This window comes from Bradyrhizobium sp. Rc2d (genome assembly GCF_900099855.1).
In the GTDB taxonomy this organism is placed as follows: Bacteria; Pseudomonadota; Alphaproteobacteria; order Rhizobiales; family Xanthobacteraceae; genus Bradyrhizobium.
Genome location: NZ_FNCU01000023.1, coordinates 29,452 through 43,207 on the forward strand (window position 1 = coordinate 29,452; position 13,756 = coordinate 43,207).

General features: G+C 62.9%; 14 protein-coding genes. 8 read left to right on the forward strand and 6 right to left on the reverse strand.

All coding sequences use genetic code 11. The features are described 5' to 3' along the window. The first annotated feature begins 39 nt into the window (after window positions 1–39). On the forward strand, window positions 40–1,122 hold the full coding sequence (locus BLV07_RS25950; protein ID WP_091891461.1) for an alkene reductase: 1,083 nt from the start codon (window positions 40–42) through the stop codon (window positions 1,120–1,122). A gap of 194 nt (window positions 1,123–1,316) precedes the next feature. On the opposite strand, the gene BLV07_RS25955 is transcribed toward BLV07_RS25950, so the two are convergent. Further along, window positions 1,317–2,150: an adenylate/guanylate cyclase domain-containing protein gene (locus tag BLV07_RS25955; protein ID WP_176945751.1), complete on the reverse strand. Its 834-nt coding sequence runs from the start codon at window positions 2,148–2,150 to the stop codon at window positions 1,317–1,319. A gap of 116 nt (window positions 2,151–2,266) precedes the next feature. On the opposite strand from BLV07_RS25955, the gene BLV07_RS25960 reads away from it, so the two are divergent. After that, window positions 2,267–2,590 (forward strand): alpha/beta fold hydrolase, encoded by a 324-nt coding sequence (locus BLV07_RS25960; protein ID WP_244551212.1) that lies wholly within the window; start codon window positions 2,267–2,269, stop codon window positions 2,588–2,590. After that, window positions 2,554–3,669 carry an MFS transporter gene (locus BLV07_RS25965; RefSeq protein WP_244551213.1) on the forward strand — a complete coding sequence of 372 codons (1,116 nt, stop codon included), beginning with the start codon at window positions 2,554–2,556 and terminating at the stop codon, window positions 3,667–3,669. Before BLV07_RS25960 ends, BLV07_RS25965 begins: the two co-directional genes overlap by 37 nt. A 360-nt stretch (window positions 3,670–4,029) precedes the next feature. Here the strand turns inward: BLV07_RS25965 and BLV07_RS47740 are convergent, their stop codons facing one another. Then, entirely contained in the window at window positions 4,030–4,218 is a 189-nt protein-coding gene (locus BLV07_RS47740; protein WP_176945752.1) for a hypothetical protein, read from the reverse strand. 653 nt (window positions 4,219–4,871) lie between these two features. Between BLV07_RS47740 and BLV07_RS25970 the strand changes: the two genes are divergently transcribed. The 5 genes from BLV07_RS25970 to BLV07_RS25990 are packed head-to-tail and all read left to right on the forward strand — an operon-like array spanning window position 4,872 to window position 9,630. After that, window positions 4,872–5,081: a ferredoxin gene (locus tag BLV07_RS25970; RefSeq protein ID WP_018648108.1), complete on the forward strand. Its 210-nt coding sequence runs from the start codon at window positions 4,872–4,874 to the stop codon at window positions 5,079–5,081. A 56-nt stretch (window positions 5,082–5,137) separates the two neighbouring features. Continuing rightward, complete coding sequence (locus tag BLV07_RS25975; RefSeq protein WP_091891464.1) at window positions 5,138–6,358, forward strand: cytochrome P450; 1,221 nt, start codon at window positions 5,138–5,140, stop codon at window positions 6,356–6,358. A gap of 33 nt (window positions 6,359–6,391) precedes the next feature. Next, the gene (locus BLV07_RS25980; RefSeq protein WP_091891467.1) at window positions 6,392–7,714 is read left to right on the forward strand and encodes an MFS transporter; all 1,323 of its coding nucleotides are present in this window, start codon (window positions 6,392–6,394) and stop codon (window positions 7,712–7,714) included. 3 nt (window positions 7,715–7,717) lie between these two features. Continuing rightward, window positions 7,718–8,380 carry a sulfite oxidase-like oxidoreductase gene (locus BLV07_RS25985; protein ID WP_091891471.1) on the forward strand — a complete coding sequence of 221 codons (663 nt, stop codon included), beginning with the start codon at window positions 7,718–7,720 and terminating at the stop codon, window positions 8,378–8,380. A gap of 26 nt (window positions 8,381–8,406) precedes the next feature. Then, the gene (locus tag BLV07_RS25990; RefSeq protein ID WP_091891477.1) at window positions 8,407–9,630 is read left to right on the forward strand and encodes a bifunctional alpha/beta hydrolase/OsmC family protein; all 1,224 of its coding nucleotides are present in this window, start codon (window positions 8,407–8,409) and stop codon (window positions 9,628–9,630) included. Window position 9,631: 1 nt separating this feature from the next. Here BLV07_RS25990 and BLV07_RS25995 read toward each other — a convergent pair whose 3' ends face one another. The 4 genes from BLV07_RS25995 to paaI all read right to left on the reverse strand — a co-directional run bounded on the left by BLV07_RS25995 (window position 9,632) and on the right by paaI (window position 13,718). After that, window positions 9,632–10,711: a YeeE/YedE family protein gene (locus BLV07_RS25995; protein WP_091891480.1), complete on the reverse strand. Its 1,080-nt coding sequence runs from the start codon at window positions 10,709–10,711 to the stop codon at window positions 9,632–9,634. Between the two features lie 115 nt (window positions 10,712–10,826). Beyond that, entirely contained in the window at window positions 10,827–11,831 is a 1,005-nt protein-coding gene (locus BLV07_RS26000) for a quinone oxidoreductase family protein (RefSeq protein WP_091891483.1), read from the reverse strand. A 63-nt stretch (window positions 11,832–11,894) separates the two neighbouring features. After that, window positions 11,895–13,226, reverse strand: coding sequence for a phenylacetate--CoA ligase PaaK (gene paaK, locus BLV07_RS26005; protein WP_091891486.1), 1,332 nt, complete (start codon window positions 13,224–13,226; stop codon window positions 11,895–11,897). Between the two features lie 42 nt (window positions 13,227–13,268). Then, window positions 13,269–13,718: a hydroxyphenylacetyl-CoA thioesterase PaaI gene (gene paaI, locus BLV07_RS26010; protein ID WP_091891489.1), complete on the reverse strand. Its 450-nt coding sequence runs from the start codon at window positions 13,716–13,718 to the stop codon at window positions 13,269–13,271. Window positions 13,719–13,756: the final 38 nt, after the last annotated feature.

Consider the following 13,756-nt stretch of genomic DNA (forward strand, 5'->3'; position numbering starts at 1 on the left):
TCGACTGGCACCAGATCCCAACCTCAAAGGAGTGCGAACATGGCGGGGCTTTTTGATCGAACGACCTTGGGCGATCTCGATCTCGTGAATAGGATAGTGATGGCCCCGATGACACGGTCGCGTGCCGACGAGCGCGGCGTCATCAATCCTACCGCATCGGAATACTACGCAGCGCGGACGAGCGCCGGCTTGATCATAAGCGAAGGCATTAACGTCGGACCGATGTCTAATGCCTTCGACCGCACGCCCGGTCTCTGGACAGAGGAACAGACCGAGGGATGGAGAGCGGTCGTCGATCGGATCCACGAAAAAGGGGGGCGCGTTGTCGCGCAACTCTGGCACGCCGGACGCGCGAGCGCACGTGGCCTGCTGTCGGACAGGCAACCGCTGTCTCCGTCGGTCGTGGACGACGATCTGGACCGGCTGCAGGTGTGGGCGCTGCTTGCCAACGGCGCATATGTGCGGATCGCGGCTACGCCGTCGCGCGCGATGACGCTCGGAGAGGTCCAAGGCGTCGTCAACGAATTCAGACTGGCGGCCGCCAACGCCGTTCGCGCAGGATTCGACGGCGTGGAAATCCATGGCGCCAATGGTTATTTGATCCACCAGTTTCTATCCCCGACGATCAACCTGCGAACCGACGACTACGGCGGGAGCGCCGAAAGACGATCCAGGCTGCTTCAGGAAATCGTCTCGGCGATTGCCGAGGTCATGCCGCGTTCGCGGATAGGACTGCGGCTATCGCCGTTCGCGGACTACAACAGCACGCGGGATCCGAAGCCGGAAGATACCTATGGGCAAATCGCGTCGACGCTGCAGGCTGCCGGGCTCGCATATCTGCACCTCGCCGACACCAATGCTTGGACCGGAGCACCCGACTACGAAAGGATGCTTCCGATCTTCCGCGGAGACTATCGCGGACCACTCATCGTCAATGCCGGCATCACCCCCGAGCACGCCGCCCGGATCGTCAGTTCTGGAGAGGCGGACGCAATCGCCTTCGGCCGCCTCTTTCTCGCCAATCCGGACCTTCCGGCACGGATTCGGGCGGGTGGTCCCTACAATGCCCCCAAACCGTTCGGGATATACGGTGGTTCGGATTCCGGTTATCTCGACTATTAGCTACTCGAGACCGTCAACGGAGAGGCCGCTGCGCAAGCTTGATGTTGGCAGAACGGCGCTGGTCAACGACAGTCGTCATCCCGCGAGTCCGTACACGGACATTTGGGCGGAGACCCCTCGCAACTGGTGCTCACCGAGATACTCGACATCGGCAACATGTCCAGCGACGGCTTCCGTCATGAGCAGGTCCCGACCTATCGTCTTGGTGAGCGTTTCAACGCGGCAGGCCTCGTTAACGGCTGCGTGAAGTCCAGGCGATCCGGAGCGCCCACGTTGCCGAAAAAGACCTCACCCTCGTGAAGGACGATGCCCGCCCGGAGCACGGGGCGGCCTCCAGCATCGGACCCGACCCGGATTGTCCGATTGGAAGCTTCGAGGCTGACGATTGCCTCTTTCGCCGCCGAGACGGCCGCGCGTGACGCTTCGGCGACCCCCACCGTCACCGGAAAGACAGCGAGCATCCCGTCGCCGATGAACTTGAGGGTTTCGCCGCCATGAGCGGCCACGGCGCTCGCCATGGCTTCGAAGTAGGCGTTGAGCAGCACGAGCATGTCGGCCGGGGCCAGAACGTCCGACATCTTGGTGAAGTTTCTGAGATCCGAGATCCAAATCACGGCACGGATCGAGTCTCCCGCGCCGCGCTTGATCGCTCCTTCGAGCACCTTGGCGGCGGCGCCGTATCCAAGATAGGCGCCCAACGCGTTTTCGGAGATCTTCAACTCGCTGTGCCGCTGCACGTGCAAGGCGAACAGCTTGAAGAGGCGTGTCAGGGAATCGATCTCCGCCTCGGCGAAGCCGCCGGCTGCTTTCGTCGCGATGGTGATCACGTTGCGCGTATCCAGGCCGGATAAGGGAATCGCCACGTAGTCGGTCATGCCGGCGGACGCGAGCTCGATCATGATGGGAAATTCGGCCTGCGCCGACGGCTCATTCGGCGCTCGCCGGATCGTTTCGCCGGTCTCGACGATCCGTTGCAGCGGATTGAGCTTGTAGGCGTCAGAATCGATCGCCGCGTCGGCGACCCGCACTTCGTCGCAGAAGCCGTCATCGACGTTCCAGACCCACGCGAAGCCAACGAGCTGAGGGTGGAGCGTTCCGATACGGGGAAACCGACAAGCCTGCGAATGGCTATGACAAGCGGACGATGGCCAACGACATCGTCGAGCTGCTGAAGGCGCTCGGGGTTGGACGCATCGCGCTGGTCGGACACGACCGCGGCGCGCGCGTCGCCACGCGTCTCGTCAAGGACCACCCGGACATCGTCGATCGTCTCGTGGTCATGGACAACGTTCCGACCCGCGTCGTCGCGCGCGAGATGAACGCCAAGGTCGCCCGCGAATACTGGTTCTTCATGTTCCACCAGATTCCCGATCTGCCAGAGGCATTGATCGCGGGACGGGAGGACATCTGGCTTCGCCATTTCTTCTCCGATTGGGCATCGCGGCACCCTTCTGGATCAACGCGCTGAGCAATTTCGCCGTGATCGGAGCGCTGCTTTGGTGGCGCCCGGCGTCCTCGCAAGGCAGCGCACTGCCGCCGGAACGTCTTGCCGGCGCCATGGTGAACGGCTTACGCCACGCGCGGTTCAATCTGAAGCTCCGTGCGACGCTCGTCAGAGCGGCAGCGTTCTTTTTCTTCGCGAGCGCCTATTGGGCACTGCTCCCACTCGTCGCACGCAATCAGATCGCAGGCGGTCCAGAACTCTACGGCATTTTGCTCGGGGCGGTCGGCGTCGGCGCCATCACCGGCGCGTTCATGTTGCCCTGGCTGAAGGCGAGCTTCGGGCCCGACGGGCTGGTTGCGGCCGGCACCGTCGGCACCGCGGTCAGCCTGATCCTTCTTGGCATCGCGCGTTACCCGGAAATCGGACTTGCGGCATGCCTGATCGCAGGCATCTCATGGATCGCCGTCCTCGCGACGGTCAACGTCTCAGTTCAAGTCTCGTTGCCGGATTGGGTGCGCGGCCGTGGACTGGCCATGTTCGTGACCGTGTTCTTCGGAGCGATGACCGCCGGCAGCGCCCTTTGGGGACAGCTTGCCTCTGGGCTCGGCTTGCCGGAGGCGCATTTCCTCGCTGCCGCGGGCGCCGTCGTCGGAATCGCGCTCACCTGGCATTGGAAGCTTCAAACAGATGCAGGAATCGATCTGGCGCCCTCGATGCATTGGCCGGCACCTGTCTTGGCGATCGACGCAGACGCCGACCGCGGGCCAGTCCTGATTACGGTCGAGTATCGCATTGCTCCGGAGTGCCGTGAAGCCTTCCTCACCCATCTCAGAGCTCTGGAACAACAACGACGGCGCGACGGCGCTTATTTCTGGGACGTCTTCGAGGATGCCGCGGAGGGCGGGCGCTTCCTGGAAACATTCATGGTGGCGTCATGGCTCGAGCATCTGCGACAACACCAGCGCGTGACGAACGCGGACAGGGTCGTTCAGGACGCGATCCACGAGTTCGGCGCTGCGGCCGAACCCAAGGTTACCCACTTCATCGCCGCCAATTTTCGGCAAGCCGAGTTGGGCACCTCGGTGCCACCATCGAGCGAATGAAATCGTGGGAGATCGTAGTCTGGCGTACAGAATCGTACCCCGCGGTAGCGGGGGGCGAATCGAGCCTCACTCGAACAATCCGGTTCGGGTTGTGCTACGCGGTACCCGGCGACGGAAAGAACAAATGGTCCGTTTTGCTCGCCCTATTATCCTATTCTACGACGAGCACGTAATCGACCTGTACCATCGGATCTGCGGGCTATATCGAATGGGAGGCGAAGATACAGAAGCAATCTGGCGGTGGAAACGTCGCACGAGAGCCGTTTTGTTCTCGGCCACAGCTCGCAAAGGCCTGGGAAAATAAGGATTTTCGAATGGTGGGCGCACCAGGGCTCGAATCTGGGACCCGCTGATTAAGAGTCAGAGGGTCGTTAACGCGCGCTCGACTGATATCTCAGATGCAGAAATCCGCTCCGAGTTTGCACGCGTGGCGCCTGTTCCCACGGTTGAGCAAACCATCATGTTCTGCGAAACCAGCCCGCAGGCAGCTGCTTTCATCTTGCCTCGTCTTGCCTCGCCCAAGGATTCGAATACGGTATGGATCAGCATCGCTGCTCCAAGGATTCGATAGCATCGACCGGCTGACCGGAGCTCGGTTGTACGGCGGTTGTATGAAAATCGATATGGAGCGACTCAATCCGGCACGAAAATAGCGCGCAAGGGGTTGTTTTTGGTAACGAAAGAGCTCTGGAGCGGGTGAAGGGAATCGAACCCTCGTATTCAGCTTGGAAGGCTGCACAGCACACTGATGGAGCTTCGGGTTGAGCAGCAACCTCGTTCCTCACGAGCCTGAGGTACCGATCTGCCATTGTCCAGTTCGTGTCGATCGTCCGCGGTCGGCGCCGGAGGGGAACCGCTTTGGTTCGGCCCTCTCAAGCGGTTTTTGCCGCTAGTCCTCGAACTGTGGGCGCAGCAGCGCTGGAACCTTCGCTGCTTCACAATCCCTCGCTCCTGAGCCCTACTCTTCGTAAGCCTAGTGCAATGTTCTTGTAGACTCGAGTGGTTCGCTTTCAGCCGATATGGCCTTGGAAACTTTCGCGACATTTGGTGACGCTTTCGCACCATTTGCGAGACTGTCCACCTATAAGTTTGCGCTTGACAGGGGAAGCCTGCCGCGAATGTAATAGGATATAACTTATAGAACGCAGATGAGGAAACGCGCCGCCTTCGGGCCTCGCGCGCACACGACCGAGGAAGCCGCAATGGCAGAGCGACTGAAGGTTCACGTCGATCCCGACAAATGCCAGGGCCACGCCCGCTGCAAGGCGCTCGCGCCGGAGCTGTTCGAGCTCGACGAATACGGCAACGCCCATGAAGCCGGAGACGGCACCGTCCCGCCGGGACTGGAAGACAAAGCCTGGCTTGCAAAGTCCAATTGTCCGGAGATCGCAATAGATGTGATCGAGGAGTAGCGCGCTTTCCGCGTTGTGCGTGCCTTCCGCGAACACGAGCCCCTGGGGATTCCGAGATGTCCGACGTCAGCCAACCCGCCGCTCATCCGCCTGTGACCGACTGGGTCCACGATTTCGACCACACCGATCCGCAATGGACGGACGATCCCTTCCCGATCTGGGACGAACTGCGCGCCGCAAGCCCGGTCGTGCATACAGAACGCTTCCTCGGCTGCTACCTGCCGACGACCTATGCAGCCGTGCGCGAGATCGCCAACGACACCGAGCATTTCTCCTCCCGCCGCATCATCGTCCGCGACGTGCGCCCGGAGATCGCCAGGAATGCGGCCCCGCCGATCACCTCCGATCCGCCCGTGCACAAGCCGGCCAAGCAATTGCTGCTGCCGCCGTTCACGCCGGACGCGATGAAGAAGCTCGAGCCGCGGGTCCGAGCCATCTGCAACGAGCTGATCGACGACTTCATCGCCGAGAAGAGCGTGGACGCCGCGGCGCGCTACACGAAGCACATTCCGGTGCGCGCGATCGCGCACATGCTCGGCATTCCCGAAAGCGACAGCGACCTCTTCGTCAACTGGATCCACATGATCCTGGAGCTCGGCATCAAGGACGAGAGCCAGCTGCTCCAGGCCGTCCAAGAGATGAGCGCCTATTTCAGCGGTCATATCGAGGCGCGCAAGACGAAGCCGACCGACGACCTGATCTCTTACCTAATGAACGCCAGGGACAAGGACGGCAATCCGCTCGAGGACTCCCACGTGCTGGGCTCGCTGCGCCTGCTCCTGATCGCCGGCATCGACACCACTTGGAGCGCGATCGGTTCGTCGCTCTGGCATCTCGCGAAAACGCCGACCGATCGTGAACGGCTGATCGCCGAGCCAGGGTTGATTCCAACCGCGGTGGAAGAGCTGCTGCGCGCCTATTCCCCGGTGACGATGGCGCGCGAGGTGGTCAAGGACACATCTATTTCGGGCTGCCCGGTGAAAGCAGGCAACATGGTGCTGCTGTCCTTCCCCGCCGCGAACCGCGATCCCAAGATGTTTCCGGACGCTGACAAAGTCGTGATCGACCGTCGCGAGAACCGTCACGCCGCTTTCGGCCTCGGCATCCATCGCTGCGTCGGTTCCAACCTTGCGCGCATGGAAATGCAGGTTGCGCTGGAGGAATGGCTGACGCGGATTCCGGATTTCGCCCTCGACCCGGCAGGCACCGTGACCTGGTCGCAAGGCACGGTGAGAGGGCCCCGCCAGTTGCCATTTCTGCTTGGAAAGGCGATGTAGGCCTCTCCAAACAACGATACGGAGAGGCCGGACGTGACAGAGCAAGCAACCAACCCGGCCTCTGCGTATTTTGACCTCGCCGACGCCGAGCGGCGGATCAAGGCGATCTTCATCGGCTCGATCGGCAATCTCGTCGAGTGGTACGATTTCTACGCCTATACGGCGTTTGCGCTCTACTTCGCTCCCGCGTTCTTCCCCGGTAACGACCCCGTCGTCCAGCAATTGAACGTCGCCGTCGTATTCGCGGCGACCTTTCTGATGCGGCCCCTGGGCGGCTGGTTCTTCGGCTATATCGCTGACCATTTCGGCCGCCGCATCTCGCTGACCCTGTCCGTCGTCTTCATGTGCTTCGGCTCGCTGATCATCGCGCTGACGCCGACCTATGCCACGATCGGCTTTGCGGCACCGGTGATCCTGGCGCTCGCCCGCGTCATCGAGGGCTTGAGCCTCGGCGGCGAATATGGCGCCAGCGCCACCTACCTCAGCGAAGTCGCCGACCCCAAGCACCGCGGCTTCTATTCCAGCTTTCAGTACGTGACGCTGATCGGTGGCCAGCTCACCGCAATCATCGTGCTGCTGCTCCTGCAAAAAGTCTTCCTCACGCCGGCGGAGCTGAAGAACTGGGGTTGGCGTATCCCCTTCGCGATCGGCGCGGCACTTGCGATTTTCGCCGCGGTGATGCGGCGTGGCCTGCACGAGACCGAGGCGTTCGAGGAGGCCAAGAAGGTGGTGAAGCCGACCGGATCGATCACCAACCTGCTGCGATATCCGCGCGAGCTCTTGCTGGTCGTCGGCCTCACCGCCGGCGGCACCGCGGCGTTCTACACTTTCACCACCTACATGCAGACCTTCGTCAAGCTTTCGGTCGGACTGACCGAAGACCAGACCACTTTCGTGATCTTCGGCACGTTGATCTTCGCGACCATTCTCCAGCCGATCTACGGCGCGATCTCCGACAGGATCGGACGCAAGCCGCTGCTGATCTTCTTCGGTGTCGCCGGCACGCTCGCGACCGTGCCGCTGCTGATGACGCTGAAGGAGACCAAGTCGCCCTTCATGGCGTTCGTCCTGATCTGCGCCGCTTGGCTGTTTGTCGCCGGCTACACCTCGATCAATGCGGTGGTGAAGGCCGAGCTGTTCCCGACCAATGTCCGCGCGCTCGGCGTCGGTCTGCCCTATGCCATTACGGTCTCGATCTTCGGCGGCACGGCGCCGGCGATCGCGCTCTATTTCAAGAGCATCGGGCACGAGGAATGGTTCTATTTCTATCTTGCCAGCATCATCTGCCTGTCGCTGATCATCTATGCTACCATGCGCGACACCAAGCACGCCTCCGCAATGCATCGGCACGAGTAGACCATGGCTGACGACAACGAGCCGCCCGACAGCAAGCTGACGCGCACCAAGGAGAAATGGGCGCGCGAGGGGCGCTTCCTCACGGGGAAGATCACGCGGCCGGAGGACCAAAGGCTGCCGCCCGGCCAGCACCTCACCAAGGATTGGCCGGTGCTCGATCTCGGGGTCGTGCCGCCGGTATCGCGCGAGCGCTGGCGGCTCGACGTCTATGGCGCGGTCGATGCCCCCGTGTTCTGGACCTTTGCCGAATTCACCGCGCAGAAGCAGGCCCGCTTCACCTCCGATATCCACTGCGTGACGACTTGGTCGCGCTATGACAATGAGTGGGAAGGGCTCGCAACGCGCGAGCTGCTCGCGGCCTGCCAGCCGCGCGAGGATGCTCGCTTCGTCGTGCTGCATTCCTATGACGGTTACACCACCAATCTCGCGCTGGAAGACTTCGCCGCCGAGGACGCACTGCTCGCCCATAGCTGGTCGGGTCAGCCGCTGACGGAGGAGCATGGCGGACCGGTGCGGCTGGTCGTGCCGCATCTGTATTTTTGGAAGAGTGCCAAATGGCTCCAGGCCATCGAATTCCTGACTGAGGACGCGCCGGGCTTCTGGGAAGTCCGCGGCTATCACAACCGCGGCGATCCCTGGGCCGAGCAGCGCTATTCAGGCGATTAGGTTCAACAAAGGACGGGGGAAGTCCAATGCCGACGGAACGCTTTCAATTCACGGGTGAAGGCGGCCATCAGCTTTCGGCCGCGCTGGAGCTTCCGGACGGTGAGCCCGCGGCTTTCGCGCTGTTCGCGCATTGCTTCACCTGCGGCAAGGATACGCTGGCCGCCAGGCGTATCTCGGTCGCGCTCGCCGCCAAAGGCATTGCGGTGCTGCGGTTCGACTTCACCGGGCTCGGCTCCAGCGAGGGCGATTTCGCCAACTCAACGTTCTCCTCCAATGTGACCGATCTCGTGCACGCCGCCGATCATCTACGCGCAACGCGCAAGGCGCCGTCCGTCCTGATCGGCCACAGCCTCGGCGGTGCCGCGATCCTCGCGGCAGCAGGACAGATCCCTGAAGCCAAGGCGGTTGCGACCATCGCGGCGCCGTCCGATCCGGCCCACGTCACCGGGCTGTTCAAAGAGCACATCAACAACATCCGCGCGCAGGGCGAAGTGGAAGTCTCGCTGGCGGGCCGCCCGTTTCGGATCAGGCGTGAATTCCTCGACGACATCATCGAGCATGAGTTGATGAAGGACGTCACCGGCCTGCACAAGGCGCTTCTGGTGATGCACTCCCCGGTCGACGACACCGTCGGCATCGACAATGCGACCAAGATCTTCGTGTCGGCGAAGCACTCCAAGAGCTTCGTCTCCCTCGACCATGCCGACCATCTGCTGACGACGCCTGCCGACGCCCTCTACGCGGCCGATGTGATCGCGGCCTGGGCCAGCCGCTACATTGACACCGCAAAGCCCGCGAAGACGATGGATCTCCCCGAGACGCCGCGCCAGGTCGTGGTGCAGGAGACCCGCAAGAGCAAGTTCAACCAGATCATCTCGGTTGGTCCGCACCGTCTGGTGGCGGACGAGCCTGTGGCTGCCGGCGGCGAGGATGCCGGTCCCGGGCCCTATGATTTCCTGCTCGCAGGCCTCGGCGCTTGCACCTCCATGACCATGCGCCTCTATGCCGACCGCAAATCGTTGCCACTCGACCGCGTCACCGTCACGCTGAAGCATTCCAAGATTTACGCCAAGGACTGTTTGGAGTGCGAGACGCGCGAAGGCATGCTCGACCAGATCGAGCGCGACATTGCAATGGAGGGCCCGCTCGATGCCGAGCAGCGCAAGAGGCTGATGGAGATTGCCGACAAGTGCCCGGTGCACCGGACCCTGACCTCCGAGATCCGCATCGTGACGAAGGCCGTGGAGTAATTCAAGCGGCCGGCGAACCTGCCCCGGTTGCCGCCTCGAAGGGTTGGACCCGCAACGCACCGCGCAGGCCCGCTGCCGTACCGAGCAGGATGCCGGTGACCGCGACGAATGAGCCCAGCGCCAGCGTCGACATGCCGGTGAGCCCCTGCCCGATCGAGCAGCCGAACGCCATTACGCCGCCGATCCCCATCAGCGCCGCGCCGGTGCCCGAGCGCAGCATGTGGCGCGGCGAAGAATAGCCTTCGAGCTTGAAGCGCCCCGTGACGAGCGCAGTGACCAGGCTCCCGGCGAAGACGCCCGCGACCGTCGCGATGCCGAAATTGAGTGTCAGGCCGGTCGAGAGCATGGCGTATTGCAGGCTATCGGCGATCGGCGCGATGAAGGTGAGCGACGTCACCGGCACCGGATTGAAATCGTCAGCACCGAGATAGCCGGTGACGAACCAGCCACCGGCCACGAGAAGACCGACGATGACGCCGGCCGCGATCTGGCCCGGCGAGCGCCGGAACGCTGGATGCGCGAAAGCAAACAAAATCAGCGCGACAACGATCGCGGCGGCGGCGAGCGCACGCGAAACCGGTTCAGCGGCACCAAGCGCTGCCAGCACAGACGGGAGCGAGCTGGATTTGACGGTCGTTTGCGACGCCTGAACCAGGACAATGCGGGCGGGCGCGAGGAGGCCCTTGAGCGTCATCTGCGCGGCAATCGCAAGCACGATCACGACGACGAAAGAACGGAGATTGCCGCGGCCGAGCAGCACCAGCGCCCGCGAGCCGCAGCCATTCGACAGCACCATGCCGTAGCCGAACAGCAGGCCGCCGAGGAACAGTACCGGAGCCGAGAACGTCTGCTGCAGGTAGATCGACTTGCCGAGATCGATCGTGCCGCTGCCCGCCAGCAGCTGGCTGGCAGCGATCGCAACGGCAATCGCCAGCGCATAGGTGCGCACCAACCGCCCGTCGCCTTTGGCCAGAAAACCGCGCATGCTGCTCATCAGGCAGAAGCCGCTGAGCAGGCCGACGGCGCCATAGATCAGGCCGATGACGAGCCCTGCGAGGATGACGAGTTGCGTGGATTCCATCGGTTGTTCTCAGAACTCTCGCCAATCTCCGTCATTGCGAGCGCAGCGAAGCAATCCAGTCTGTCTCCGCGGGTACATTTCTGGATTGCTTCGCTGCGCTCGCAATGACGGTGTGTTACGGCTTCAGGATCACTCGGTCGCGCGACGACCCAGCGACAGCGACATAAGCATCTCTGGCGCGCTCCAGCGGATAGACCGCGCTCGCCTTGATCGGGAACGGTTTCAGATGCCCGCTTGCGAAGCCCGGGCCGAGATCACGAAGCACCGCACCGGTCGCAACCGACGAAAGGCCGAGCGTGTCGATACCGACATAGGTATGCTGGCCCCGGTAGAACTCGAGAATGTTGAACTGGACGATGCGGTCGATCGCGGCGATCAGTATCTGGCGGCCGCGCAGGGCAAGTGACTTGTGCGCCGCCTGGAAGTAGGGGTCGCCGACCGTGTTGAAGACGATGTCCGCGCCTTTGCCGCCGGTCAGATCGCGCACGCGCGTGGCGACATCGATCGTGGAAGCATCGATCACCTCGACCGGCGCGTTGGTGTGGCCTTCATAGGCCTCCGCCTTGCGCACCACGCCGATCACGCGCGCGCCCTGCCAAGTCGCGATCTGCACCGCGGCCTGGCCGACCTTGCCGTTGACGCCGAAGACCAGCACCATTTCGCCGGGCTTCGGCACGCCGGCGCGACGAAAGCCTTCCATGGCCGTGACGAAGGGCACGCCGATGCCGGCAGCTTCCTCCCAGGACACCGTCTTCGGCTTCTCCACCACGGCATCGGCTTCGACCACGAGATGGGTTGCGTGAGTGCCGTCGCGGCGGATGCCGAGATCGCCCGAGGAGCCGAACACCTCGCGACCGACCGTCCCGGCCGGCCCGTGGATCACCACGCCGGCGTAGTCACGGCCGGGCGTACGCGGGAAGACGGCATAAGGCATCAACCCCGTCGCGGCCTTGACGTCGGATGGATTGACGGCAGCAGCTTTCACCTCGATCAGGAGATCGTTCGGACCAGGCCTGAGCGTATGAGGCTCGACCACCGGCGCAAGTGCCGCGGCGTTCTCGGCCTTGGCATTGAGGCGGACGCAGCGCGCTTCGACGGTTTTGGTATCGGCTGGCGACATGAAAGACCCGTGATTTCTTGCGGGCCTTGTCGCCTTTGGGGCCGGTCAAGTCAATCCGTCAAGTCAGTCCTTGGGCCGCTTGTCGTAGAGCCGCTTTGCCTTGCCGAGCGAGCGCTCCAGCGTGGCCGGCGCGACCACCTGAACCTTGGAGCTGATCCCGATCGTGTTCTTGATGTGGGTCGATACCCTGTCGGCATGATCGACGAGACCGCGGCCGTCCCAGCTTTCGGGACGCGCTTCGGCGATGATCGTCAGCTCGTCCATGCGGCCTTCGCGGGTGAGTTCCAGGATGAAGTGGCCGCCGCACCAATCGGTCGCGAGCAACACCTCCTCGATCTGGGTCGGGAACAGATTGACCCCGCGCAGGATGATCATGTCATCCGAGCGCCCCGTCACCTTCTCCATGCGCCGCATGCCCGGCCGCGCCGTGCCCGGCAACAGCCGCGTCAGGTCGCGGGTGCGATAGCGGATCACCGGAAACGCCTCTTTGGTCAGCGAGGTGAAGACCAATTCGCCCTTCTCGCCGTCGGGCAGCACCGCGCCGGTCTCGGGGTCGATCACTTCAGGGTAGAAATGATCCTCCCAGATATGGAGCCCGTCCTTGGTCTCGATACATTCCTGCGCCACGCCGGGGCCGATCACCTCGGAGAGACCATAGATGTCGGTCGCATCCATGTCGAAGGCGTCCTCGATCTCACCGCGCATGGCGTTGGTCCAGGGCTCGGCACCGAAGATGCCGACCTTGAGCGAGCATTGGCGCGGATCGAGCTTCTGACGCTTGAACTCGTCGAGGATTGCCAGCATGTAGCTCGGCGTCACCGTGATGATGTCGGGCCGGAAATCGTTGATGAGCTGCACCTGCCGCTCGGTCATGCCGCCGGAGATCGGTACCACGGTGCAACCGAGCTTCTCGGCGCCGTAGTGCACACCGAGGCCGCCGGTGAAAAGACCATAACCATAAGCATTGTGGATGATCATGCCGGTGCGGCCGCCGGCGGCACGGATCGAGCGCGCCATCACGTCCGACCAGGTGTCGATGTCGCGTTGGGTATAACCAACGACGATCGGCTTGCCCGTCGTGCCGGAGGAGGCATGCACCCGCACCAGTTTTTCACGCGGCACGGCGAACATGTTGAAAGGATAATTGTCGCGGAGGTCCGTCTTCACGGTGAACGGGAATTTTGCGAGATCCGCGAGCTCGCGAAAGTCGGACGGATGCACGCCGGCCTTTTCGAAGGCCTTGCGGTAGTGCGCGACGTTGTCATAGGCGTGCTTCAGTGACCGGGCCAGCCGCTGCTTTTGCAGCGCCATGATCTCGTCGCGCGAGGCGCGCTCCTGCGCGTCCATCTCGGCGCTATAGGTGTTGCCACCTTCCTTGCGTCTCGTCAGAGCCATCCTCGTTTCCCCACATTGTCGTTTGTTCTTTTCTTTGGTCTCTTATTGATCCTGCGCCGGCAGCCACGTGCCGGGAATGACGCGCGAATGCCCGCGGAATTCCGCAATGACGGTATCACCTACAGTGACACGCACGTCGTAGATGCCGGAGCGGCCGCCACGGGTGATCTCTCTTGCCTTCGCAATCAGGCGATCGCCGAGCTTGCCCGGCCTGATGAAAGTGATCTGCCCCTGCGCCGCAACGACGCGCTCGTTGTGCGAGTTGCAGGCAAATGCGAAAGCGGAATCGGCGAGCGTGAAGATGAAGCCGCCATGGGCGATACGCTGGCCATTGACCATGTCCGGCCGCACCAACATCGCCAGCGTCGCAAAGCCCGGGCCGATCTCGACGATCTCCATGCCGAGCCCCTTGGAGGCATCGTCCTCCGCCCACATTGCATCGGCGCAGGCCCGCGCGATATCCTCGGGCGACAAGGTGGCTTTGACGTTCACGCGCTTCTCCCGGGCAAATGTCTATCCATCATGCTCTG